The sequence below is a fragment of the Streptomyces sp. NPDC104096 genome (genome assembly GCF_055584385.1).
The window spans coordinates 23,940-49,136 of record NZ_JBVJMD010000030.1 but is presented as its reverse complement, the minus strand read 5'-3'; the positions used below and the strand labels follow the sequence as shown (position 1 = coordinate 49,136).

The following is a 25,197-nucleotide window of genomic DNA, read 5'->3' as shown; positions in this document are numbered from 1 at the left end:
GGCTCAGGCTTGACCCTGTACGGCTCAGCCCTTGCCGTGCCTACTGGTTCGCAGAGCGAAACCGCGGGAAGGCGCTGCGGCCGGCGTACACCGCGGCGTCGTCGAGGATCTCCTCGATGCGCAGCAGCTGGTTGTACTTGGCGACGCGGTCCGAGCGGGCCGGGGCGCCGGTCTTGATCTGGCCGCAGTTCACGGCGACCGCGAGGTCGGCGATGGTGACGTCCTCGGTCTCGCCGGAGCGGTGGGACATCATGCACTTGAAGCCGTTGCGCTGGGCGAGCTCGACGGCGTCCAGGGTCTCGGTCAGCGAACCGATCTGGTTGACCTTGACGAGCAGGGCGTTGGCGGTGCCCTCCTCGATGCCGCGGGCCAGGCGCTCGGGGTTGGTGACGAAGAGGTCGTCGCCGACGATCTGGACCTTGTCGCCCAGCTTGTCGGTGATGATCTTCCAGCCGGCCCAGTCGTCCTCGAACAGCGGGTCCTCGATGGAGACCAGCGGGTACGCCGCCACGAGCTCGGCGTAGTACTCGGTCATCTCGGCGGCGGAGCGCTCCTTGCCCTCGAAGGTGTAGACGCCGTCCTTGTAGAACTCGGAGGCGGCGACGTCGAGGGCGAGGGCGATCTGCTCGCCGGGGGTGTAACCGGCCTCCTTGATGGCCTCGACGATGAGGTCGAGGGCGGCGCGGTTGGACTCCAGGTTCGGGGCGAAGCCGCCCTCGTCGCCGAGACCGGTGGACAGGCCCTTGGTCTTCAGCACCTTCTTGAGGGTGTGGTAGACCTCGGCGCCCCAGCGCAGCGCCTCGGAGAAGGTCTCCGCGCCGATCGGGGCGATCATGAACTCCTGGATGTCCACGTTGGAGTCGGCGTGCGAGCCGCCGTTCAGGATGTTCATCATCGGAACGGGCAGCAGGTGCGCGTTCGGGCCGCCCAGGTAACGGAAGAGCGGGAGGTCGGAGGCCTCGGAGGCGGCGTGCGCGACGGCGAGGGAGACGCCGAGGATGGCGTTCGCGCCGAGCGAGCCCTTGTTGTCGGTGGCGTCCAGGTCGAACATCGCCTGGTCGATCAGGCGCTGCTCGGTGGCGTCGTAGCCGACGAGCTCCGGGCCGATCTGCTCGATGACGGCGAGGACGGCCTTCTCGACGCCCTTGCCCTGGTAACGGTTGGGGTCACCGTCACGGAGCTCGATGGCCTCGAAGGCACCGGTGGAGGCGCCGGAGGGGACGGCGGCACGACCCGTGCTGCCGTCGTCGAGGCCGACCTCGACCTCGACCGTGGGGTTGCCTCGGGAGTCCAGGATTTCCCGGGCTACGACGACGTCGATGGACGGCACGAGCATCTCCTTCTGGGATGTGACGCAAGCTATGCCGGGCCGGAAAAGCCCGGTGATGCGCAGGCCTGTGGTGGCCGCGCGTGACTGAGCCTAGCCGTCCCGGGGCGATCAGCCGGTCGTTGACCGCCTCATGGACGGAACCGAGAGTAAATTGTTTCCGAACGGAACAAAGCCGGTTCGACAAAAAACCCCGTCCCGGTGCGTACGGGGGAAGAACGCACCGGGACGGGGAGCCCGTGGGGACGGGGGGACGGCCCTCACGTGGCCTCCACAATGAAGGACACGGCTGGGAGGCCGCCGTGGTTCAGCTACGAGCCCGCTGTCACTTCAGGTGAAGCTGCTGGCCGGGGTGGATGACGTCGGCGTCGGCGACGACGCCCTTGTTCAGCTTGAACAGCGCCTGCCAGCCGCCCTTGACCTGGTGCTTCTGGGCGATGCTGCTGAGCGTGTCGCCCTTGACGACCTTGTACTCGCCGTCGCCCTTCGCGACCTTCGTGCCGGCCGGGGTGGTGACGGTCTGCGCGGCGGCCGGGCGCTCGGCGGAGCGGGAGGCGGTCTGCGGCTCGGCGGAGCGGGTGACGGTCTTGGGCGCGGGGGTGCTCGACGCGGCGGCGGCACCGGTGTAGGGGGTGCGGGACAGGCCCTTGCCGCAGACCGGCCAGGCGCCCTTGCCCTGGGAGGCGAGGACCTTCTCGGCGATGGTGATCTGCTGGGCCTTGGTGGCCAGGTTGGCCTGCGAGGCGTACTGCGTGCCGCCGTACGCGGCCCAGGTGGAGGCGGAGAACTGGACACCGCCGTAGTAGCCGTTGCCGGTGTTGATGGCCCAGTTGCCGCCGGACTCGCACTGGGCGACGGTGTCCCACTCGGCGGCGGTGGCGGCGGAGGCGTTGCCGGCCGCCAGCAGCGGGGCGGCGATGGCGACACCGGCGACACCGGCGAGCGCGGCGATGCGGGTGGCCTTGGAGGAGCGGCGGTGCGTGCCCTTACCGGAAAACAGCATGGTGGATCCCCTCACCGACGCCTGCGAGGTGAGCTGTCGGGTTCGGGCCGGTTGAGTTGCCCGGCCACGCCCCTCACGGGACGCGGCTTCACCCCGAGCCGGCACCAGCTTCAACCGCTGGGCCCGGCGCTTACCTTGGGTCCCCCGCTCCTGCCGACGGCGCTTGACGCGACGAATGTTCCCGGGCAGCCGCTGGCAGGATTCGGCGTTGCGGCGGCCGGTGCCCGCTGTGGCGAGCGATCTCGACCGTAGACAGGCGATCCTGGTATTTCCAAAGACGATCAGGGCTTCTGAGACTCATCCCACAGTTTCATCAAAACGGACATTTAGCGGCGAAACGGGGCGTCAACTCTCGCCGCTTTAGGCCCGTTTAGGCAGGTGCCTCCCAGGCCTGACCGGGGAGGACGCGGGTTCCGACGGCATCACCCGCCCCCCGCTCACCATGCGGAGCGGCGCCTTCCGTCGCGGAGGCCCGGAGGGCCGGCCGGAGGGCCGGCGGGCCACCCCGGCGCGAGCGGGTTACGAGCCGTACGCGGTCGAGGCGTGCCGGCCGACGAAGGAGAGGTCGGCGTCGGTGTCGGCGGAGGCCGTGTCCTCGTCGGCGCTGGCGCCGCGGTGGCGGCCGGTGCCCAGGTCGCCCGTGTCGACCAGGCCCGAAGCCCCGATGGCCTGACGGGAATTGTCCGAAGAGTCAGCCTTCGCCCCACTTGCCACGACGTCATCGTCCTGTGCGTCACTCGTGGCGGTATCGGCGGTTTCGCCCGCCTTGTCCGTCGCGGTCGCGGAAGAGGTGGCGGGGGACGTCGTGCCGGAAGGCAGGGCGGACGGGTCGGCGGACGCGGTGCCGGCGGCGGGCGTCGCGGACGGGTCGGCGGTGGCACCGGTGGAGGAGTCGGACAGGCCGAGCGGGTCCGACACCGAGGGCGACCCGGTCGCCCCGGACGCGCCGCTCGCGGTGTCGCCCGCCACACCCGTGTCGACGGCGGCCGTCGCGGAGTCCTTGGCGAGCCCGGAGGTCAGTCCACAGGTGGACCAGGCGCCGGCCCCCTGGGCGGCGAGGATCTTCTCGGCGACGGCTATCTGCTGGGACCGGCTGGCCAGATCGGCCCTGGAGGCGTAGTCGAGACCGCCGTACTGCTCCCAGTCCGCCTGGGTCAGGTGCAGGCCTCCGAAGTGCCCGTCACCGCTGTCGGCGCTCCACGAGCCACCGGTCTCGCACTGCGCGACCTGGTCCCAGGTGCTGCCCTCGGCCGCGCTCGCGCCACCGGCGCCCAGGAGCGGGATGGCGATGGCGGAACCCGCCACGCCGGCCGCGACGAGCAGGGCCGGGGCCTGGCGGGGACGACGGTGACGACCGTTTCCGGAGAGCATGCGGAAACCTTTCGTGCGACAGCAGTGACCGACACGGCCTGACGCTGACGCCGTGTTGATGATTGAACGTATCGGCACACGATCACTTGTCACAAGTTCATGCCGCAGAGATCACGCGCAGATCACAATGTTGACGGTGCGTCACCCGGGCACGGAACCCTCACGACTGCCGCCAATCGGTCAGACCGCCGTGAACTCCACAGGCAGGACACGCAGCCCGCGCATGATGAGTCCGCCGCGCCATCTCAAGTCCGCAGGCTCTGCGGCGAGTTGCAGATCGGGAAGCCGGGTGAGGAGCGTGGTCAGCGCCGTCCGTCCCTCCAGCCGGGCCAGCGGTGCACCCAGGCAGTAGTGGATTCCATGGCCGTAACCGAGGTGCTGGTTGTCACTGCGAGTGAGGTCGAGCACATTCGGCTCGGCGAACCGCTCCGGGTCCCGGTCGGCGGCCGCGAGGACGACGAGAACGGGGTCCCCGGGGGCGATGTCCTGTCCGCCGATGGTCAGCGGCCCGGTCGCGAACCGCCAGGTCGCCAGCTCCACCGGCCCGTCGTAGCGCAGGAGTTCCTCGATGCCGGTCTCCATCAGTCCGGACTCGCCGGCGGCCAGGGACGACTGGAGGCGGTCGCGCTGACCGGGGTGGGTCAGCAGGGCGTACATGCCGTTGCCGATGAGGTTGACCGTGGTCTCGAACCCCGCGAACAGCAGGATGAACGCCATCGCGGCGGCCTCGTTCTCGGTGAGGTGCTCGCCGTGGTCGGAGGCGCGGATGAGACCGGAGATGAGGTCCTCGCCGGGTGCGGCGGTCTCCGGCAGCGCCTCCCGCTTGCGGTGGATGAGCTCGGCGAGATAGCCGCGCATCTTCTTCACCGACCGCGCGACGCCGCCCCGCGGCCCTCCGCCGTGCCGGATCATCATGCCCGCCCAGTCCCGGAAGTCGTCCTGGTCCTCACGGGGTACGCCGAGCAGTTCGCAGATGGCGTAGATGGGCAGCGGGAAGGCGAACTCGTGGATGAGGTCGGCGGAGCCCCGGGCGGCGAAGCCGTCGATGAGCCGGTCGGTCAGCTCCTGCACGCGCGGTGCGAACTCCGCGACCCGGCGCGGGGTGAACGCCGTGCTGACCAGCCGCCGGAGCCTGGTGTGGTCCGGCGGGTCGATGTTGAGCAGATGGGTCATCAGCTCGGCCTTGCGTTCACCGGGGATGCCGGTCTTGCCCTTGGCGTGCGCGGGCTCGTCGTGATGTGCGGGGTTCTTGCTCAGCCGCGGGTCGGCGAGGGCCTGCCGGGCGTCGGCGTACCGGGTGACCAGCCAGGCCTCGACCCCGCTGGGCAGCCGGGTGCGGTGCACGGGGGCGTGCTCGCGCAGCCAGGCGTAGGCCGGGTACGGGTCGGCGGCGAACTCCCAGGTGAAGAGGTCGGGGGCGGGGCTGTCGGGCGCTGGCTGGTTGGTCACGCCTCGACGTTAGCCGGGTTCCCGGCGGGGGCCTTCTTCGCGGCGGGGTACGCCGGTCCGGAAGCCCGGCAGAACCGTGCACCGCGGGACCGCCTACCCGGCATCGTCGACCGGGCCTTTGGGGATGTCGAGCAGGCGGCGTCTCAGATGCCTGTCCGAGGCCCCAGAAGTCGGAATCACGCTGGTCGGGGCACGGCGCCGCGGCGCCTCCCCTGCGGATCCCGGCAGCGGAGCCGATCGGGCCGCCCGTGGCTCCCCCGCCCGTGCCTCCGCAACGTCCCCCTCCCCGAACAGCCCCAACCAGTCCGCCGCCTCCCCGTCCCCACCGTCCGCCGCCGTCCGCAGCCAGTGCTCGGCCAACGACAGATGTGCCAGGCCGAGCAGGCGTGCCTCGCGTGCCCCGGGCCTGTGCTCGGCCGCCGCCCGCAGATACGGCAGGGCCTCCTCGGCCTCGCCCCGTTCCAGCAGCAGTTCCCCGACCCGTGCCGCCAGGTCCGTCCGCCCCGCCTCGGCCGCCTTGCGGAACCAGTCCAGCTCGGTGGCCTCGTCCTCGGCGACCCGGCCCAGCACGCCCATGAGGTGCATGGCCTCGGTGTCACCCGCTTCGGCTCTCGGGGCGAAGACGGCGTGGGCGGTCCTGCGGACGTTGTGGTGCACGTCGGCGTCGTGGCGCGTCTGCTCCAGCGCGCAACGCCAGACGTCCGTCCGCACCGGCACCGACGTCCGTCGTGCCTGCGCGACCAGCGATCCGTGCGGCCGCCACGCCCCCTCGCTTCCCCTCGCGCCCGGCCCCGGAACGACGGGGACGGCGACCAGCAGCCCAGCCACTCCGTGTCGCGGTGCGGCCGCCCAGGCCGTCGCCTCCTGGAAGGTCTCTCCGCCCGACGGCCTCCTGCCGTAGTACGAGGCCGCCGTCCTCAGCAGGAGGTCCGGGATGCCTCCGGTGACTCCGCAGCAGGCCAGGTCCACGGCCGCCCGTACCAGCAGATGCCCGTACGGATGGCGGCTGTTGGACCGTCCGGAGCTGTGCCACAGGTCGTGCAGCTCGGGGCCGAGCGCGAGGAACTGGGTGACGCCCTCGCCGGACCACTCCAGGGCGTCGGCGAGCCGGTCGTCGTCGCCGTGCCCGGCCAGCCGGGCGAGTTCGTCCTCGCTCCACCGGGAACCCACGCGCGCCACCCTCGCCCGGGCCAGCAGCTTGGACGCGGGGCCGTCGCCGAAGCGGTGCTCCTCGTAGACCTCGTCGCGCATGGTGGCCACCACGGGCACGCGCAGCGTGGAGAGCCAGCCCAATAACCCCAGGTTCAGACCGTGTTCGCCGAGATGGCCCTCCAACTGGTCGAGCCACAGGACATGACGGCCGCCCCGGCCGTGCAACGCCTCCGGGAGGCCGCGCAGATCCGTGCCGGGAGCGGGCGCGAAGACCCGGGCGGAGTGCCCGCCGGCCGGTGTCGCGGCGGACCAGGCCGTCCGTGACTTGCCGGACAGCGGGCCGCCGGTGACGACCAGGAGGTCGTCCTGCTCGAACCAGCCGTGCAGCGTGGCGTCGATGTCCCGCTCCACATACGCCGGGAGCCGCGCGAGGTCCGCGCCGCCCGGCCGTCGCGCCGGCCGCACGCCCAGCGTGACCGGGTCGATCTCGTCCGACGTCGGCCAGCGGCCGGGGTCGGGGAGTGCGGCGCCGGGGTGGTTGACGTAGGTGTGCTGGGTCCCCACGACGGGGCCGTGGAAGGAGCCTTGCCGGAAATCGACGTGGTCCCCCGCGACGCCCGGCCGGTCGGCCGACTCCCCGGGCGCCCCTGGCTTCCCGTGCTCCCCGGGCCTGTCGGCGGGGGGCGGGACGACCGCGTCGCGTTTGAGGATGCCGTCGGTGGCGGTGGCGGTGGCCGCTCGGCCGGTGGGCCGCCGGGGCTCCACGGGTTCGGAGAACCGGCCGATCAGGGTCGCGAGGCGGCCCGCCGCGTCGTGGCCGGGCGAATTCGCCAGCACATCGAGAAAAACGCCCGTCCACCGCGTAAGGGAGTACGACAGCCTGTCCGTCGGCCCCCGCAGCAGATCGGACTCCCCGGCCCACCCCGCCCGCTCGAACCATGTCGCGAACGCCTCACGCACCAGCGCCGCCCCGCCCGACCGGTGCAACCCGGCGACCAGGGTCTGCGCCCCCCTGGCCGCCAGGTCCTCCAACTCCCGTTCCACCCGAGCCCCCTGGCCCCTCGACCGTCCCTGGGTCAACCGTACTGACCCGGGTGGCCGTCATCGCGCGGCTCGGCCGAAGGTCAGTCCTCGGCGGCCCGGATCGCTTCCCGGTACGCCCGCGCCGCCGCTCTCAGCGCCGCCTCCGGGTCCACGCCCTCCGACTCGGCCCGTACCGCCAGGGTCAGCAGTTCGTAGCCGATGCCCTCGCCCTGCGGGAGCGGGACGTCGAGGCCGGCCGTGCGGGCGCGGGAGGCCAGCTTGGCGGCGAGGGCCAGACCGGGCTGGTGCACGGGGATGCCCTCGGTGACGGAGGTGCGCCGCTTCTCCTCTGCCTTGGTCCGCAGCCAGTGCTCCTTGACCTCCTCGGGAGTGGTCGCGGTCTCGTCGCCGAAGACGTGCGGGTGGCGGTGGATGAGCTTGGTGACGATGCCCGCGGCCACGTCGTCGACGGAGAAGGGGGCCTGCGGATCCTCCTCGGCGATCCGGGCGTGGAAGACGACCTGGAGGAGGACGTCGCCGAGCTCCTCGCGCAGCTCGTCCCGGTCGCCGTCCTCGATCGCCTCGACGAGCTCGTACGCCTCCTCGATGCCGTACTTGGCCAGGCCCTCGTGGGTCTGCCGGGACGACCAGGGACACGCGACACGGATGCGGTCCATGACCTGGACGAGGTCGAGGAGGCGGGCGCCGGGGAGGTCGTAGGAGGCGGGGAGCAGCTCCAGTTCCGGCATCGCGACGCGGCCGGAGCCGGCCAGCCGGGCGAGGCCGTCGGTCAGGGCCGGTTCGCCCTCGGCGGTGGCCACGACCACCACCGTGTGCCCGCCCGCGCAGAGGTCGACCAGGTCCTCCGCGGCCGGCGAGGCCTCGTCGACGGTTATCCCCGCCTCGCGCAGATACGGCAGCTGCGGGTGGGCCGCGTCCGCGCACAGCACGCGGTCGGCCGCGCGCAGCGCCTGCCAGGCGGGCCAGGACAGCAGGCCGGGGGCGACCCGGTGGCTGGTGGTGAGCAGGACGACGCGGCCGGTGGCGGCTTCGGGGCTGGCTGTGTTCACCCCTCGAACGTAACGCACGGCGCGGACAGTCCCGGGAGTCGTCTCCCGGGCCCGGCCGTACCACCGTGCCCGGCCGCGGGACGCCCTGTACCCGACACACGGCCCACCCGGTCTGCCGCGTACCCGTCAGGCCGGCTGCTGCGCCCCCGCGGCCGCGACCTCGCGTACCCACGGGGTCTTCGCGTCGACGCGGCTGACCTTCTGGGCGTCCCAGTCGCCGTAGCGCGGGTTGAGGTCGACGTGGAGTTCCCCGGACGCCTCGGAGAGGGCCTTCCAGAAGGCCGGCTGGTTGGTGTCGGTGCCGAGGCGTGCGGCGAGCTTCTGCGCCTGGAGCTGGAGGCGGAGGTTGTCGTCGAGGCGCTGCGGCGGGATGTCGTACTGCTGGAGCCAGGCCGTCTCCAGTCCCGCGGCGCCGCCCGCCTGCTGCTCCAGGCTCGCGCGCATCCGCTGGATCTCGTTGCGGGTGACGGTGACGCCCGCGTCCTGGGCGGCCCGCTGGAGGACCCGGTCCAGGACCATGCCGTGCAGGGTGTCCCGGGTGAGGCCGCCGGTGCCGGCGACGACGCGCGCGTACTGCGCGTCGTCCTTCACCGCCGCGCGCTGTGCGTCGCGCACCTCCTGCACCCTGCTCTCCAGCTGTGACACGGTGATCCGCTGGTCGCCGACGACGGCCGCGGCACCGGGATGCGCGTCGTTTCCGCAGGCGGCGAGGAGCGGGGCCGCGGCGACGAGCGCGGCGGACAGGACGAGCGCGGTGCGACGGCGGCGGTGCAAGGAAACCTCCTGAGGAGATTGTGCGACGGTGCACAAGGTCTTGCGGTGATCGATGTTAGGCAGTGGGCAGGCTCTGGCCAACCCATTCGACCAACGATTCACCGGGACTTCGGGCACCGCCTCGCCTCCGCCGCACCCTCGCCGTGTGAACAGTTGTGCGGGCGGTCGTCCGGGCAGCCGGGCGGTCGCTCAGCCGGTGATGGCCACCGGGCCGTCCCAGGCGTCCCGGTCCACGGTGATCGTGACGCCGCCGATGGTCTCCTTGCTGTTGACCATGTACTGGTGGCCCCGGCTGTGGTTCGTCCACTGGCTCGTGGCGAACGGCCAGTCGCTGGTGGTGGTGTTCGTCTTGTCCCACAGGGCGTACCACATGTTGCCCGGCAGGTCCGTCTTGTCGGTGGCGTTCGCGATGGCCTTCGCGCTGGAGCTGGTGAAGCCGTAGTAACCGGAGCGGTACGTCTTGGCGCGCAGCGCCTTGTCGAAAGCGCGTACGTACGTCAGGACGGCGTCGTTGCACGCCTTGTTCGTGATGTCGTACGACTCCATGTCGAGGTAGACCGGGCTGCCGGCCTTCATCCCGAGGGCGGAGGCCTTGGCGACCGCGTCGGCGGCGTCGCTCGCGCCGAGCGAGGCGGCGGTGGCGGCGCTGATCTTCTCCGGGCTGGACCCGGTCTGGCAGGGCGGCTGGGCGCCCACGTAGAGCGGGATGAGCTTCCAGCCGAGGGTGCTGACCGACTTCACCCAGGACGCGGTGAGGTTGGGCTGGGCGCAGCCGCGGTTCTTGCCTCCGACGTACACGGCGGCGGCACCGTAGAAGCCGGTGTGCCAGGCCTTCATCGCGGACAGGGAGGGCGCGGCGCAGGTGTCGAAGGCGCGGCCGGTGAAGGTCTTCTGCGCGGGCCAGGTGGTGGCGGCCATCGAGGTCTGCGCGGCGATGCCGGCCCCGGCGACGACGGCGACTCCCGCCACCCCCCAGGTGACGTACCTGCGCTTGCGGGACTGCCGATGGCTGGACATGTGTGACCCCACCCCTGGTTGTGCCGGCCGTGCCGGCGAGTTGTGCGACGACCGCGCACGCGGCGCGGCGCGAAAGCGCGTGTAGCGTGAAACGGATGGCAACCTAACTGGTGCGCATCCTTGTTCGGGAAAGCGCGCCTCTAGGAACTCACAATATTCCTTCAGCGCACAGCAAAATCTGTCCGGCCCACCCGGACCGGGCGGCCCACGCGCCCCGCCGGGTCCGGCCCGGCCGGTTCGCCGGTGTCTATCCGCGCATCTGCCCCAACCACTGCAACGTCCGCCGGATCTCGGCCGCGAGCGGATGTCCGGGGCCGCGCAGTCGCTCCACGTCGTGCAGCAGTCTGGCCAGTGTGTCGTGGGCGGCGGCGCGGTCGCCGAGGGCCAGCAGCAGGTGCCCGATGCGGCGGCGGACGTCGAAGGCCGACTCCGGGTCGCCGGCGACGTACTGGTTCTCGTAGTACGGCAGCAGGGCGCGGTACTCGGCGAGCGCCGCCGCCGGTTCGCCCAGTTGCTCCAGGCACTGCGCGGACTCGTGGCGGTAGCGCAGGGACTGGGGGTCGGCCTGGCCGGCCTCGGCGGCGCGTTCGTCCGCGAGGCGGCGCAGTTCGGGCAGCGCGCGCCGGTACTGGCCGTCGTCCATGAGGGTGGCCGCGTACTGCTTGCGCAGGGTGCGCACGACCGGGGAGTGCTCGCCGTGCTGCTGGGCGGCGGCGGGCAGGATCGCGCCGAGGATGTCGACGGCCTGGGTGATGCGGCCCTCGCCGAGCAGTCGCTTGACCTCGTCGACGGCACCGGCGACATCGGGCTTCTCGGCGACCGGCGCGACCGGGGCGGGCTGCGGCGCGGGGGTGCGGGCGCGGTCCGGCCAGGGCGCGTGCGGGCGCAGGAACGGGCGCGTGGGGTCGAGCGGCGCCCCGCTGGGCGTCCCGCGCGCGGGCAGCAGCAGCGCCAGGTGCTCGTACACCTCCTGCGCGGAGGCGGGACGGTGCTGCGGGTCCTTCGCGAGCAGGCGCAGGACCAGGCTCTCCAGCGCCTCCGGAACCTCCGGGCGCAGTCTGCGCACCGGCAGCGGCGGCTCGTACAGGTGCCGGTGCAGCACCCCGAGGGCCGTCGAGCCCGCGAACGGGACCTGGCCGCTGAGCAGTTCGTGCATCAGCACACCGAGCGCGTACAGGTCGGTGTACGGGCCGACCGCGCCGCCCATCGCCTGCTCGGGCGCCATGTACGCGGGCGAGCCGATGGGCGAACCGGTGTGCGTGAGGCGGGTGGTGTCGGTGTCCATGACGGAGGCGACGCCGAGGTCGAGGACGGTGACCGTGCCGTCCTGCTTCACCATCACGTTCCGCGGCTTGAGGTCGCGGTGGATGATCGGCACCGCGTGGACGGCGCTCAGCACCGCGCACAGCTGCGCGGCGACCGCGACCGTCCACTGCCACGGGTACGGGTCGTGCTCGGCGAGGTGGTCGGAGAGGTCGGCCCCGTCGACGTACTGCATGACGAGGAACAGCTCCTCGCCCTCGCTGCCCGCGTCGTGCACGGTGACCAGGCCGGGGTGGTCGACCTGGGCGGTCACCCGGCACTCGCGCACGAAGCGGCGGCGCAGTTCGTCCGCCTCCTGGCCCGCGACCTTGTCGGGGCGCAGCAGCTTCACCGCGACCCGCCGGTCCAGCCGCCGGTCGTAGGCCGTCCAGACCTGGCCCATGCCGCCCTGTCCGATGAGCGTGGCCAGTTCGTACCGGTCGGCGACGACGCGGCCTGTCGTCGCGGTCACCGGCCGCCCTCGGGCCGGCCGTCCCGGGGGTCCTCCTGCTTGCGCAGATAGTCGCTGAGCTCGTCGAGCTCCGCGCGCACCTGGTCGATGCGGGCGGGCGCGGGCCGCTGCGGCGGCGGGGTCTGCGACAGGGGCGGCTGCGGCACGGACGGATTCGGCACAGGGGGATTCGGCACGGACGGATTCGGTATGTACGCCTGGGCCACGGGGGGCCCGGGCGGGACGGGGGTGCTCGTGTACGGCGAGACGGGTGGCGCCGGGTGCGGGTAGCCGTACGGCACCTGGACGGTCTGCGCGTGCGGCGGCGCGTAACCCCCGAAGCGGCGCGCGGCCTGGCTCATCCGGATGTCGGTCACCAGGTAGTAGGCGGCGCTGCCGGCCCCGAGGAGCAGCACCACGGCCAGCGCGACGTCGCTCCTGGCGTCGGTCTCCGGCACGCTGCCGACGACCGCGAAGGCGGCGACGGACAGCGGCAGGGACACCCAGGCCGCCGTCCAGTCGAACCAGCGCCCGCGCAGGATCGCCACCCGGAACAGCGGGACACAGGCGAGCAGACCGCACGACAGGATCCCGGCGGCCGCGAACAGCACGCGCAGGGCGATGGCGGTACCCGCGCTACGGGTGGGCGGCGGCGCCGCGCCGTGGCCGTACATGACTGCTCCCGGGCCTGGTTCGATATCGGAGTTCGAGCGTATAGGCCCACGCGGACAACCGGTCCCGGGTTGTGCCGAACCGTTGTCATGCTGATCACTTCACGGGACGTCGCAGGTGGCTGTCGGGACGGCCGGGCCGGGGCCTTCGGGGCTCAGCCCGGGGACACCGTGCCGTCGGTCAGCCCGTCGTACATGCCGCGTACGAGCTCGTCCCCCAGCCGGCCCGCGTACCTCAGCGCCCGCTCGAACTCGTCGAGCGCGCGGAACCTGGCGCCGTAGCGGCGCTGTTCGTCCAGCGGGAGCCGGGGCAGGTGCAGCCGGCGCACGTCGAGCCGGGTGGCGGTGGACGCGTAGCTGCTGGCCTGGCGGTTGTTGGCGGTGCCGCGCAGGAACCCGGCGAGGAACCACGGATCGAGCGCCGTGGGATCGGGGCGCAGCAGCACGAGGTTGCGCCCCAGTGCGGCGCCCGCCGTCCCGCCGTCGACCACCCGGGCCACCGAGCCGCCGCCGAGCACCGGCACGACCACGTCGCCCGCCTCCGTCAGGACGGCCTCCTCCTCGCTCTCGGGCAGCGTCCCCGAGGGGCCGGTCCCGGCGAGCACGTCGTGATCGGTGAGGACGGGCACGCGTGCGGGGCCGCCGGTTCCGCCCGTGCGCAGCACCAGGGCGCCCCCGCGGGCGAGTTCGCCGACGGTGGTGAGCGGCCAGCGGGCGGGCGGCGCGGTCACCGCGGGCGGCGGGGTGAGACCGGTGGTCAGCCGCAGCGTCTCGCCGAGCCGCTCGCGCACGGCCGTGAGCTGCTCGCCGCCGTCGGCCGCCGTCGGGGGCGGGAGGTGGCGGGCGGGGGCCAGGTCGACGTCGTCGTCGAGGAGTTCGATGACGGGCACGGAACGCGCCAGACCGGGGCGTTCCGGGAGGGTGCCGTCCCGGTCGTGGGCCCGCCACGCTTCGAGCACGGCGTCCTTGACGGACTGCCAGTCGGGGCCGCCGCGTCCCTCGCCGGCGAACTGTCCGGCGTCGGCGAGCAGCACCTCGGGCTGACCGGGCGCCTTCTCGGGCCGGCGCAGCACCCACAGGTGCAGCGCGATGTTGTACGGAGGGGCCGCGCCGACCGGCAGGGCGACGACGGCCCGCAGCGCGCCCCGGCGCAGCAGGTCGGCGCGGATGCGGCGGCCGGAGCGGCGGGAGGCGGCGGCGGGCGGCATGAGCAGTACGGCCGTGCCGCCGTCCCGCAGCCGGGCGAGCGCGTGCTGCACCCAGGCCAGCTCGGACTCGGCGCGGGCCGGGAAGCCGTACTCCCAGCGGGGGTCGTAGGCGAGTTCGTCGTGGCCCCAGTTGCGTTCGTTGAACGGGGGGTGGCACAGGACCGTGTCGGCGCGCAGGTGCGGCCAGGCGTCGGCGCGCAGGGAGTCGCCGACGGCCGCGCGCACGGCGGCCCGGCCGTGCAGGGCGAGCCGGAGCGCGGTGAGCGCGGCGAGTTCGGGTGCGCTGTCCTGACCGTAGAGCTCCTGGCCGGGACGGGGGTCGAGGGCGCGCAGCAGGGCGCCGGTGCCGCAGGCCGGGTCCAGGACGGTGCGGGCGGGGCCCGCGAGGTCGGCCATGAGGCGGGCCAGCTCGGTGGGGGTGAGCGTGTACTGGCGCGGGTTGGCGTCCAGGTGCCGCCCGAACAGGAACTCGAAGGTCTGGCGGGCGCCCAGGTCGGCGGCGAGCTCGGCCACCCCGCGCAGGAGCGGGACGGAGGGGAGGAGCTGAGGGCTGGTCGGGATGTGGACCGCGGGGGCGGTGGAGGGGGCGGAGGGGGCGGGGGTGTGAACCGGGGAGGTGCCGGGGGTGTGCGGGGCGACCCAGTCCCCCGACACCGGCTCCGGAGTGTTCACAGTGGGCGGTCGGTTCACAGCCGCGGGAGTCGCCACGTCCGGGCGAGCGTGAACACCGCGCCCACTCTCGACCGGGGGGCCGAACCGCGGGGTGATCACCTGCTCCAGCGCGGCCGGCAGCAGTGCGGCGAGGCGCTCGTCGGAACCCGCGCCCACCTCCAGCCATACCGTCGGCCGGTCATGGATGAGCAGCAGGACGCAGCCGGCGTGGGCGAGCGCGGTGACGGGCCCCTCGGGGTGTCCGGCCAGTTGCTGCCAGACCCGCTCCCGCAGCGGCACTTCGGCGAGTTTCCCCTGGTGGCGAAGCCAGGCCTCGACGTCCGCGAGCGCGAACGACGGGCTGGTCTCGGTGCCGCCGACGGGCTTGGGGAAGTCGGCGTGCCGACGACGCCAGTTGCTCACGGCCGCGCGGCCGACACCGGCGAGCCGTGCGATCCCGGCGGCGGTCACCTCAGTCGCGTTGTCCTGCACTCGCGTCGCTCCCCTCGTCCCGCTCGCTCCTGCGTGGCGTCGAGCATACCGACGCAGGCAAGATCTACCCATTCACGGCGTGTACGCAAGAGCCTTTGTGAATCGTGTTGACTCGGTTCACAAGCTCTGGTCTTATTGACCCAGCGAACGAGCGGCCCCATCGAGGCGGCCGCCACGTCAGGGGGAGGGGACAGTCATGGGCATGAAGGGCAAGGTCGCGCTGGGCGCCGTGGTGGGGATCGTCGTCATCGGGGTCGCCTCGGCGAACGCCGACGGCAACGGCGGCGGCACGGGCGACACCGCCGACAAGGGCTCTTCGACGTCCGCGGCTCCGCAGGCCGGCGCCAAGAAGGACAGCGGCGGCAAGGCCGAGGCGTCCGGGAAGAAGAAGGCCGCGTTCGAGGGGGACGGCGAGTTCCGGGTCGGCTCGGACCTCAAGCCCGGCACCTACCGCACCACCGGCAACGACGGCGGCATGTGCTACTGGGAGCGCGCCAAGGACGCCTCGGGCGAGATGGACTCGATCCTGGCCAACGACAACGTCACCGGCACCAGTTACGTCACCGTCAAGGCCACCGACAAGCTCTTCAAGTCCACCGGCTGCAAGGACTGGGAGGCCGTCGCCGACGGCCGGGCCGAGAGATCCTCCGCCACGGGCGTGGACGGCGACGGCGGCATGTTCGCGGTCGGCCCGGACATCGCACCCGGCACCTACCGGTCCACCGGCAACGACGACGGCATGTGCTACTGGGAGCGCACCAAGGACGCCGACCACGGCCTCGACTCGATCATCGCGAACAACAACGTCACCGGTTCGGCCGTCGTCACGATCAGCGCCAAGGACGCCTACTTCAAGACGTCCGGCTGCGGGGACTGGAAGAAGACCGGCTGACCGGACCGGACCGGTCCCGTCCGGGGCGCGGCGCCACCAGCCGGCGCCCGCCCCGCCGTCCCCCGCCACGTCACGTCACCTCCCCTCGCCTCACCTCCGTCTTCACCACCACCCCCATCTCCGTCTTCTTCACCTTCTTCATCGAGGAATCGTCATGCGTCGTACCGCACTTGCCGCTCTCTGTCTCGCCACCGCGGCCGCCGCGGGCCTCACCGGCTGCCTGTCCGGCGAGGACAAGGCGGACGACAAGACGGGCGCGTCCCACACCTCCGCCTCCGCCAAGCCGAAGGAGCCGTTCGCCGGTCTGACCGGCGGGGAGATCGCCGACCGGGCCATGAAGGCCACCACCGGCGCCACCTCGCTCCGGATGAAGGGCGACATCGCCGACGACGAGAGCGGCGGCACGATCCGGATCGACATGGCCCTGAACCGGCAGGGCGAGTGCGCCGGCACCCTGGGCATGGGCGGCCAGGGCAAGGCCGAGCTGATCAAGACCGGCGACGTCGTCTACATGAAGTACGACGAGGCGTTCCTGCGCGCCCAGAGCGAGGGCGAGCCGAAGTCGGACACCGACGCGGCCGTGGCCATGCTCGCCGGCAAGTGGGCCAAGATGGCCGCGAAGGGTCAGGACGCCAAGGACATCGCGGGCTTCTGCGACCTGGACTCGGTGCTCGGCGGCGCGGAGGACGGCAACTCGGACGCCACCCGCGGGCAGACGACCACGGTCGACGGCACGCCCGCGATCGTGCTGCACGAGAAGGACGGCAAGGACCGGTACACGCTGTACGTCGCCACCGAGGGCAAGCCGTACCTGCTGCAGATCGACAGCACGACCGGCAAGGAGCCCGGCACGCTCACCTTCGGCGACTACGACAAGCCGGTCCCGGCGCAGAAGCCCGCGGGCAACATCCTGGACCTGGACGCGCTCGGCTGACGGACCGCGGACGCCCGCACGCCCCGGCGGGGGGCCGAAGCGTGCGGGGGACGGGGGAAGAGGGGGAACGGGGGAAGAGGGGGACGGGGGCGGACCCGGCCGGGGATCAGCGGGCGCGGAAACGCGCCGGCGCCTCGGTCGGGTTGCCGCCGGTGGGGAGCTTCTGGTCCGGGCAGCCGGCCAGGACCTTCTCCATCGCGGCCTTCTCGGCGGCGGTCACCCACAGCCCGTACTTCTTCTTCACGGCGACCTGCCCGGCGACGTACGCGCACCGGTAACCCGCGTTGGGCGGCAGCCAGGTCGCCGTGTCGCCGTCGCCCTTGCCGCGGTTGGTGCTCGCGTCGACGGCTATGAGGTTGAGCGGGTCGTTGGCCAGCGCGATGCGCTTGCTCGGGTCCCAGTACTTGGCGCCCTTCTGCCAGGCGTCCGAGAGCGCGACGACGTGGTCTATGTCGACCAGACTGCGGCCGCGCCGGTAGGTCACGTTCTTGCCGGAGTAGGGATCGGGTTCGAGGACGCCGTAGGACACCTTGCACTTCCCGCCGGTGAACTTCAGCTCCTTCAGGTCCCTTTTGAGGATGTCGTCGCGGGTGTCACAACTGTTCGAATCGGTGTCGGCCCAGGCGGTGCCGAACCGGTCGCGGTCGTAGCCGGTCTTCGGCGCCCGGCCCTTGACGGGCAGCGACCGGGCCGCGGTGAGCGCGGCGCCCCCGGTCCCTCCCGGGCCTGTCGTCTCCGCGGATCCCGCGGATCCCGTGGTCTGCGGGGTGCACCCCGCCACGGCGAACACCGTCATGACGGCGATCGCCGCCCCTCCCCTCAGACGCGTCACGCTGCGCCCCTCCCCTTCGCTTCCCGGTTCCGCCCCGCACGGAGAGGGTTCCCCGCGTCGGTCCTCGCACACCGTAGTCGCTCGCGGGTACGGACCACGCGGTGCCCGGCGGCACCTGCCGCGCAGGTCAGGCGTGCCGCCGACCGGGGGCACCCCCGACGGGGACGGTCCGTCGGGGACACCCTGCGTGAGGACGGACGTCACGAGCCCAGGACCGTCGCCAGGAACTCCCCCACCCACCCGAGGAGTTCGCGTCCGACCAGCGGCTTGCCGCCGACCTTCGCGGTCTTCGGGCGGGGCACCAGGATCTGGTGGACGGCCGGCTTGATGACCGTCCCCGGGTACAGCCGCTTCAGACGCAGCTCCTGCGACTCGCGCAACTCCACCGGCGCGAAACGGATGTTGGTGCCCTGGAGCACGATCTCGCCGACCTCACAGGCGCGCGCGAGCATCCGCAGCCCGGCCACCAGCAGCAGGTTCTCCACGGGCTCGGGCAACTTGCCGTAGCGGTCGACGAGTTCCTCGCGGACGGCCTTGATGTCCGCCTCGGAGTCGGCGGAGGCGATCGCGCGGTACGCCTGGAGGCGCAGCCGCTCGCCCGGCGCGTAGTCGTGCGGGACGTGCGCGTCGACCGGCAGCTCGATCTTGACCTCCAGCGGCGGCTCCTCCTCGACCCCGCCCGTCTCCAGCTGACGCCGGTAGTCGGCGACCGCCTCGCCCACCATGCGCACGTACAGGTCGAAGCCGACGCCCGCGATATGGCCGGACTGCTCGCCGCCGAGCAGGTTGCCGGCGCCACGGATCTCCAGGTCCTTCATCGCCACGTACATGCCCGCGCCCATCTCGGTGTGCTGGGCGATGGTGGCGAGCCGCTCGTGGGCCGTCTCCGTCAGCGGCTTCTCCGGCGGGTAGAGGAAGTAGGCGTAGCCGCGCTCGCGGCCGCGGCCCACCCGGCCGCGCAGCTGGTGCAGCTGGGACAGGCCGAAGGTGTCGCCGCGCTCCACGATCAGCGTGTTGGCGTTGGAGATGTCGATGCCGGACTCGACGATCGTCGTCGAGACGAGCACGTCGAACTTCTTCTCCCAGAAGTCGACGACGACCTGCTCCAGCGCCTGCTCCGACATCTGGCCGTGGGCGGTGGCGATCCGCGCCTCGGGGACGATGTCGCGCAGCCGCGCCGCCGCCCGGTCGATCGACTCGACCCGGTTGTGGATGTAGAAGACCTGGCCCTCGCGCAGCAGTTCACGGCGGATCGCGGCGCCGATCTGCTTCTCCTCGTACGGGCCGACGAAGGTGAGCACCGGGTGGCGCTCCTCCGGCGGGGTGGTGATCGTCGACATCTCGCGGATGCCGGTGACCGCCATCTCCAGGGTGCGCGGGATCGGGGTCGCCGACATCGTCAGCACGTCGACGTTGGCCCGCAGCTTCTTCAGCTGCTCCTTGTGCTCGACGCCGAAGCGCTGCTCCTCGTCGACGATGACCAGTCCGAGGTCCTTGAACTTCGTCTCCGAGGAGAACAGCCGGTGGGTGCCGATGACCACGTCCACCGCGCCCTCGCGCAGGCCCTCCAGGACGCCCTTGGCCTCGGTGTCGGTCTGGAAGCGGGACAGGGCGCGCACGTTCACCGGGAACTGCGAGTACCGCTCGCTGAACGTGCCGAAGTGCTGCTGCACCAGCAGCGTCGTCGGCACCAGCACGGCCACCTGCTTGCCGTCCTGTACGGCCTTGAAGGCGGCGCGGACCGCGATCTCCGTCTTGCCGTAGCCGACGTCGCCGCAGATCAGGCGGTCCATCGGGACCGTCTTCTCCATGTCGTCCTTGACCTCGGCGATGGTGGTGAGCTGGTCGGGGGTCTCCGCGTACGGGAAGGCGTCCTCCAGCTCGCGCTGCCAGGGGGTGTCGGTGCCGAAGGCGTGCCCGGGGGCCGCCATCCGCGCGCTGTACAGCTTGATCAGGTCGGCCGCGATCTCCTTGACAGCCTTCTTCGCCCGCGCCTTGGTCTTGGTCCAGTCGGCGCCGCCGAGGCGGTGCAGCGTGGGCGCCTCGCCGCCGACGTACTTGGTGATCTGCTCCAGCTGGTCGGTGGGGATGTAGAGGCGGTCGCCGGGCTGGCCGCGCTTGGCGGGGGCGTACTCCACCACCAGGTACTCGCGGGTCGCACCCTGCACGGTGCGCTGCACCATCTCGATGTAGCGGCCGACGCCGTGCTGCTCGTGGACGATGTAGTCGCCCGCCTCCAGGGTCAGCGGGTCGATGGTCTTCCTGCGGCGCGCGGGCATCCGGGCGCCGTCCTTGCCGGCCGCCTTCTGGCCCGAGAGGTCGGTCTCCGTCAGGACGGCCAGCTTGAGCGCCGGGTCGACGAAGCCGTAGTCGATCGAGCCGCAGGCGACGTGCACGACGGACGGGGAGAGGTCCACGAGGTCGGTGTCCAGGCGGGCCGCGATGCCCTCGCCGCCGAGCACCTCGACCGTGCGGGCGGCCGGGCCGTGGGCCTCGGTGACGAAGACCGTGCGCCAGCCGTCGGCGAGCCAGCCCTTGGTGTCGGCGAGCGCCTTCGCGGTGTCGCCGCGGTAGGTCTCGGTGGCGCGCATCCCGAGCTGGAGGGTGTCGGCCTCCAGCTCCAGGTCCGCGGCGAACGGCGACACCGACCACCACATCATGTCCAGCTCGCGGGCCCGGTCGCGGACGTCCGCGATGGACCACAGGGAGGCCGCGCCGACGTCGATGGGCGCCTCGCCGCCGCCCGCGGTGGCCGCCCAGGACGCCTGGAGGAACTCCTGGGAGGTCGCCACCAGGTCCGAGGCACGGGTGCGGACCCGTTCCGGATCGCAGACGACCGTCATCGCGCCCTTGGGCAGGACGTCGAGCAGCAGCTCCATGTCGTCGACCAGGACCGGGGCGAGGGACTCCATGCCCTCCACGGCGATGCCCTCGGCGATCCGGCCGAGCAGTTCGCCCAGCTCGGGGTGCTGCTCGGCGAGGGCCTGCGCCCGGGTGCGCACCTCGTCGGTGAGCAGCAGTTCACGGCAGGGCGGCGCCCACAGGCCGTGTTCGGCGACCTCCAGGGAGCGCTGGTCGGCGACCTTGAAGTAGCGGATCTCCTCGACGTCGTCGCCCCAGAACTCCACGCGCAGGGGGTGTTCCTCGGTGGGCGGGAAGACGTCCAGGATGCCGCCGCGCACGGCGAACTCGCCGCGCTTCTCGACCAGCTCGACCCGGGAGTACGCGGCGGCGGCGAGGGCTTCCACCACCTCGTTCAGGTCGGCGTTGCGGCCGGTGCGCAGTGCCACGGGCTCCAGGTCGCCCAGTCCCTTGACCTGCGGCTGGAGCACGGACCGCACGGGGGCCACGACGACGGAGACCGGGCCGGTCTCGGGGTCGTCGGTGCGGGGGTGGGCGAGCCGGCGCAGCACGGCGAGGCGTCGGCCGACGGTGTCGCTGCGGGGGCTGAGCCGTTCGTGCGGCAGGGTCTCCCAGGACGGGTACTCCGCCACCCCGTCCGGCGGCAGCAGCGAGCGCAGGGCCGCCGCCAGGTCCTCCGCCTCGCGACCGGTGGCCGTCACCGCCAGCACCGTGCGGCCGGTCTCGCGGGCGAGCGCGGCGATCGCGAGGGGGCGCGCGGCGGGCGGGCCGACGAGGTCGACATGCATCCGGTTGCCGTCGGAGGCCGCCCTGGCCGCTTCCGCGAGGGCGGTGTCCTTGACTACGGCGTCGAGCAGACCGTGCAGGCTCATGGAGGACTTTCCGTCCGGGGGCCCGCGGTACACCGGGGCGTACCGGGGGCCGGGTGGGCAACGCGAAGGGCCCGACGCGTGTCACGGGCCGGGGGTGTCCAGAGTACGACGGCGCGCCGCCCGACGCCGGAGCTGTGGACAACGCCCGGAAATCACGAGGACCGCGTCCCCGCGCCCCCGGCCCGCCGGGGCTCCCGACCCCGACTTCCCGCTCCCGGCCTCCGGGCCTGCCGGCCTCCAGGCCTCAGCCCCCGGCTCCCGGCTCCCGGCTCCGGGCTTCGTGCTCCGGGCCTGCCGACCTCCAGGCTCCGACCTCAGGGCCTCGTACCTCCCGGCTCCCCGCTCCGGGCTCCGGGCCTCCCGGCTCCCGGCTCCCGGCTCCCGGCCGCGGTGTGTCGGGCGCCCGGCACACCGCGGCCGGCGCCCGCGGGGCCCCCCCCGGCGCGCCCGCGCCCGCCGCGCCGCCCCCACCCCCCCCGGGGGGGGGCCCCCCCGGGGGCCCCCACCGGCCGGAGGTTTTCGACTAGGCGCAGCTGACGCCGATGCAGACGGTGTTCAGCAGCGTCAGCAGGCCGACGCACGCACAGGTGCCGCTGAACTGCGCGCCGTCGACACCGACCGGGTCGGTCTCCGGAAGGGCGTGCAGGTGGGCCAGCAGCTCGAGCGCCTGGTTCTCCATGACATTCTCCTTCTGTGAGCGGTTACGACAGGAGGATTTACCTGTCGTTCAGCCCGGCACCTGAGCCATCCAGTGCCGGGAGTCTGTGTGGCGCGTCCTCAGGAGGAACGCGAGGATGCCTGCGGATCCGTCGCTCCAGCTCGTCGAGACGTCCCCGTACTCGTTGGGGAAGACGACGTGGCCGTCGCGGTGGGCCCGTTCGCAGACGAGGAGGCGGGCCACGTCCTCGGCCATCGCCCGGTAGACGGGATCCCCGGTGACCTCGGCCATGTCGAGGAGGAAGTCGCCGTTGCCGGCCAGTCCGTGGCACTGGGCGACGGCGGCGCGCGAGGCGCGTTCCACGACGGCGTGGGCGGCGCCGCGGGCGAGGTCGACGTAGCGTTTGTCCCCGGTCTGCTGCCAGAGCCGGACCAGGAAGGATCCGATGCCCGCCGAGCCGTGACACCAGTAGGGGGCCGTGGGCACGTCCGTGGCCTGGGCCGGCCACTGGGCCGTCTCACCGACCATCACGGCGTTGGCCACCAGGTGCTCCCCCGCCGCCACGGCCAGTTCCATGTGTTCCACGCGGTGGGAGACGGCCGCGGCGGCGAGGAGGAAGCAGCCGATGCCGGCCGTTCCGTGCGCGAAGCCGAGGTAGCGTTTGCCGGCCTCTTCGGACACGGCTTCCGCGGGGACCGGCCAGCTCACTCCGGACGGTTCGGTCCGTGCGGCGGCGGCCAGCCGGTCGGCGGCGTCGACGACCAGCTCGGCCAGGCGTGGGTCACCGCTGCGGTGCCACAGGTGGGCGGCGGCCAGGCCGCTGCCCGCGCAGCCGTGGGTGATGTCGTAGCTGGGTGTCCGCTCCAGCGGGGCCAGCGCCAGGGCCAGCGCGTGGTCGGTGAGCGCGCGGTCGTCGACGGCGCGTCCTGCGTCGTACAGCGCCCAGGCGATTCCGCGGCCGCCGAAGTGCAGGCCCGGACGGATGGTGCGGGTGTCGGTGCGGGCGACGACCCAGTTGCCCGCGGTACGGAGCAGATCCGGCAGGCGCCGGTCTCCGGTGAGCTCGAAGTACCGGGTCAGGACCGCCAGTACGCCGGCCGCACCCTGCTGCACGGTGCAGGGGTCGGTCTCACCGGCCAGGGTGGACACGGGCCACAGCCGCCCCTGGTCGGCGGGGGTCATCGACTCGACGAGGTGGTTCACCATCCCGGTGATCGCGAGCCGTGTCGTGTCGTCCGGCCCGGCTGTGCGTGCCGGTGCGGCGGTGGGGCGCGCGGTCCATGAGGGGTCCGCCGCGCGAAGGGCCGTACGCGCCCTGTCCGGGTCCCAGCGCTCACCGGGATCGTCCTTCATCAGCCCGAGGATCATCTCCCGCAGGCCCTCCGGCAGGCCCGGCGTTCCTGCGCAGGCGTCCAGCCAGTCGGCGAACCGCTCTTGCTCGGACCGGTCGGCCGGCTCCTCGGGCAGCAGGTTGGGCACCTTCCCGGCGAGCACGAAGCACACGGTGGCGCCGAGGCTGTAGTAGTCGGCCGTCGGGGAGACGGGAGCGTCCGCCAGGCGCTCGGGAGCGCTGAAGCCGGGGGTCCCCACCTGGGTCGGGAGCGCGATGTCGTCCTCCAGGACGGCGAGCTCCAGGTCGATGAGGCGCAGTTCCCCGTCGGGGCGGACCATGACGTTGCCGGGGGTGAAGTCCCTCAGTACGCAACCACAGGCGTGGGCCGCCGCGACCAGGTCCACCAGACGTGCGACCTGGTCGAGCGCTTCGGCTCGGTAGCGTTCGCTGCCGACGTCGCGGAAGCGCTCGGCGACCCAGTTGCGCAAGGGTACGCCCGGTACTTCCTCCAGGGCGAGGAACAGGTGCCCGCCCGTCTCGAACGTCGCGAGCAACTCCGGTGCCAGGCCCGTGTGTTTGAGCTTCTCCAGGGTCCTGGCCTCGGCCCGCAGCCAGTCGCGGACGTCGGAGCCGGACCTGTCGCCCTCGACGTGCGGCCGGGCCTCCTTGATCACCACGGGTGCGCCGGTGGTGACGTCGGTGCCCCGGTAGACGCCGCCCTTGTTGGTGTGCCGGATCGCTTCCCGTACCGAGAACCGGCCGCCGAGCAGCACGGGCCTGCTCGCCGCCTTCTCCTGTTGCGGTGGAAGCGGCACCGAGGCGGGAAAGGGGCTCACCGCCCAAGGGGGTGGCGCGTACTGCCCGGTGCGCTTGTCCTCGACGGGATTGCCGTCGGGGTCCTCGATGAACCACACCAGCAGACCCTCGTCCGACAGCCGCCGCCGGCCGACGAAGGCGCCGTAGCGGTAGTGCACCAGACTGCGCGGAGCGTACGGCTGGTCGGACAGGATCCGGGGGCCGGCCAGTCCCGCCGTGGCCCTGTGCAGCTCCATCGCTATTCGGGCCGCCGCGCCGTCGGAGGGCGGGTATACGGTGATGAACTTGCCGGAACTGCCCCGCGGTGTGGCACGGGAGTTGAGCGCGCTCACCTGTTCGAGCGAGCGTACGAACTTGAATGCCGCGTCTTCGCGCAACAGCACATCCATGGCCCTCACAAGGACTTCCGGTGCGGAAGCGGCCGTCGCGGAAACATGCAGTTTCCAGCCTTGCCGGCGTTGAATTCCGGACAGGCAGGTGAGGCGGCACCACATCTCGTCCGCGTCGGTCGTCCAACGCGCCTCCGTACCGGTGGCCTGCAATGCCCGGCGGAGCAGACTTTCGAGGTCGACTTCGGTTGCGTGGCTCGTCATGCGTCCCTCCCATCGGCGAGAACCGCTGAGAGAAATGTGCCTTCAGCCGGAAGAAATGCACAACACCCGCCTGTCGCATTCACTCGGTCCAGCGAGCGCAGGGTGTTGTCGCCGTCATAAACGGTACAGTCCGGCGCAAATAATGGAGCACGAGCGCCCCCGGCTCGGAAATACCCCACCCGTTCGACGACTTCGCCGCCCACACCGGGAAATCACAAACGGACCGAATTGATTCGCCCTCGATCAAGGATTGATGATACAGATTCAGAAGGGCTGCGGCGACCCGCCGCCCCCAACTCTCCCAGGGGTTCCCTTATACCGCCACGGCGATGCACGCCGTTCCCGTATCCACCATCGCCCAATCCTCGTTGCCCATCGAACAGAGAATTGAGATGAACAGCGGTCATGGCCAACGCCATAGGCGCGGACCGCGGACATTCCGCT

The 25,197-nt window shown here is 72.3% G+C and carries 17 protein-coding genes and 1 riboswitch; of the genes, 2 read left to right on the top strand and 15 right to left on the bottom strand.

Annotated features, from left to right (window positions below; all coding sequences use genetic code 11):
• Positions 1 to 40 precede the first annotated feature (40 nt).
• The 11 genes from eno to ACZ60B_RS26810 form a co-directional block, all read right to left on the bottom strand.
• On the bottom strand, positions 41 to 1,336 hold the full coding sequence (gene eno, locus ACZ60B_RS26860; RefSeq protein WP_469391191.1) for a phosphopyruvate hydratase: 1,296 nt from the start codon (positions 1,334 to 1,336) through the stop codon (positions 41 to 43).
• A gap of 316 nt (positions 1,337 to 1,652) precedes the next feature.
• Positions 1,653 to 2,330: a transglycosylase family protein gene (locus ACZ60B_RS26855; RefSeq protein WP_469391189.1), complete on the bottom strand. Its 678-nt coding sequence runs from the start codon at positions 2,328 to 2,330 to the stop codon at positions 1,653 to 1,655.
• A 3-nt stretch (positions 2,331 to 2,333) separates the two neighbouring features.
• Positions 2,334 to 2,502: riboswitch (cyclic di-AMP (ydaO/yuaA leader) on the bottom strand.
• 347 nt (positions 2,503 to 2,849) lie between these two features.
• A complete protein-coding gene (locus ACZ60B_RS26850) occupies positions 2,850 to 3,701 on the bottom strand; it encodes a transglycosylase family protein (RefSeq protein WP_469391187.1) in 852 nt (283 codons plus the stop codon).
• A 180-nt stretch (positions 3,702 to 3,881) separates the two neighbouring features.
• The gene (locus tag ACZ60B_RS26845; RefSeq protein WP_469391185.1) at positions 3,882 to 5,150 is read right to left on the bottom strand and encodes a cytochrome P450 family protein; all 1,269 of its coding nucleotides are present in this window, start codon (positions 5,148 to 5,150) and stop codon (positions 3,882 to 3,884) included.
• A gap of 93 nt (positions 5,151 to 5,243) precedes the next feature.
• Positions 5,244 to 7,346, bottom strand: a complete 2,103-nt coding sequence (locus ACZ60B_RS26840) for a hypothetical protein (protein ID WP_469391183.1) — start codon at positions 7,344 to 7,346, stop codon at positions 5,244 to 5,246.
• An 80-nt stretch (positions 7,347 to 7,426) separates the two neighbouring features.
• Entirely contained in the window at positions 7,427 to 8,395 is a 969-nt protein-coding gene (locus ACZ60B_RS26835) for a nucleoside triphosphate pyrophosphohydrolase (protein ID WP_469391181.1), read from the bottom strand.
• Between the two features lie 126 nt (positions 8,396 to 8,521).
• Positions 8,522 to 9,169 carry a SurA N-terminal domain-containing protein gene (locus tag ACZ60B_RS26830; RefSeq protein ID WP_469391179.1) on the bottom strand — a complete coding sequence of 216 codons (648 nt, stop codon included), beginning with the start codon at positions 9,167 to 9,169 and terminating at the stop codon, positions 8,522 to 8,524.
• A gap of 189 nt (positions 9,170 to 9,358) precedes the next feature.
• A complete protein-coding gene (locus ACZ60B_RS26825; RefSeq protein ID WP_469391177.1) occupies positions 9,359 to 10,186 on the bottom strand; it encodes a glycoside hydrolase domain-containing protein in 828 nt (275 codons plus the stop codon).
• Positions 10,187 to 10,433: 247 nt separating this feature from the next.
• Complete coding sequence (locus tag ACZ60B_RS26820) at positions 10,434 to 11,918, bottom strand: protein kinase domain-containing protein (protein ID WP_469391277.1); 1,485 nt, start codon at positions 11,916 to 11,918, stop codon at positions 10,434 to 10,436.
• Positions 11,919 to 11,956: 38 nt separating this feature from the next.
• Positions 11,957 to 12,613 (bottom strand): hypothetical protein, encoded by a 657-nt coding sequence (locus tag ACZ60B_RS26815; protein WP_469391174.1) that lies wholly within the window; start codon positions 12,611 to 12,613, stop codon positions 11,957 to 11,959.
• A gap of 152 nt (positions 12,614 to 12,765) precedes the next feature.
• Positions 12,766 to 14,961, bottom strand: coding sequence for an N-6 DNA methylase (locus ACZ60B_RS26810; RefSeq protein ID WP_469391172.1), 2,196 nt, complete (start codon positions 14,959 to 14,961; stop codon positions 12,766 to 12,768).
• A gap of 196 nt (positions 14,962 to 15,157) precedes the next feature.
• Here ACZ60B_RS26810 and ACZ60B_RS26805 point away from each other — a divergent pair, with 196 nt between their 5' ends.
• Together ACZ60B_RS26805 and ACZ60B_RS26800 are read left to right on the top strand one after the other, a co-directional pair.
• Complete coding sequence (locus ACZ60B_RS26805) at positions 15,158 to 15,853, top strand: hypothetical protein (protein ID WP_469391171.1); 696 nt, start codon at positions 15,158 to 15,160, stop codon at positions 15,851 to 15,853.
• A 154-nt stretch (positions 15,854 to 16,007) separates the two neighbouring features.
• Positions 16,008 to 16,787, top strand: a complete 780-nt coding sequence (locus ACZ60B_RS26800) for a hypothetical protein (protein ID WP_469391169.1) — start codon at positions 16,008 to 16,010, stop codon at positions 16,785 to 16,787.
• A gap of 106 nt (positions 16,788 to 16,893) precedes the next feature.
• Here the strand turns inward: ACZ60B_RS26800 and ACZ60B_RS26795 are convergent, their stop codons facing one another.
• From ACZ60B_RS26795 to lanL, 4 genes are all read right to left on the bottom strand, one after another.
• Complete coding sequence (locus ACZ60B_RS26795; RefSeq protein WP_469391166.1) at positions 16,894 to 17,619, bottom strand: HNH endonuclease family protein; 726 nt, start codon at positions 17,617 to 17,619, stop codon at positions 16,894 to 16,896.
• A gap of 200 nt (positions 17,620 to 17,819) precedes the next feature.
• Positions 17,820 to 21,353 carry a transcription-repair coupling factor gene (gene mfd, locus ACZ60B_RS26790; RefSeq protein WP_469391164.1) on the bottom strand — a complete coding sequence of 1,178 codons (3,534 nt, stop codon included), beginning with the start codon at positions 21,351 to 21,353 and terminating at the stop codon, positions 17,820 to 17,822.
• Positions 21,354 to 21,876: 523 nt separating this feature from the next.
• Positions 21,877 to 22,032, bottom strand: coding sequence for a VenA family class IV lanthipeptide (locus ACZ60B_RS26785; RefSeq protein ID WP_202919550.1), 156 nt, complete (start codon positions 22,030 to 22,032; stop codon positions 21,877 to 21,879).
• 48 nt (positions 22,033 to 22,080) lie between these two features.
• Positions 22,081 to 24,753, bottom strand: a complete 2,673-nt coding sequence (lanL, locus tag ACZ60B_RS26780) for a class IV lanthionine synthetase LanL (protein ID WP_469391162.1) — start codon at positions 24,751 to 24,753, stop codon at positions 22,081 to 22,083.
• Between the last annotated feature and the right edge of the window lie 444 nt (positions 24,754 to 25,197).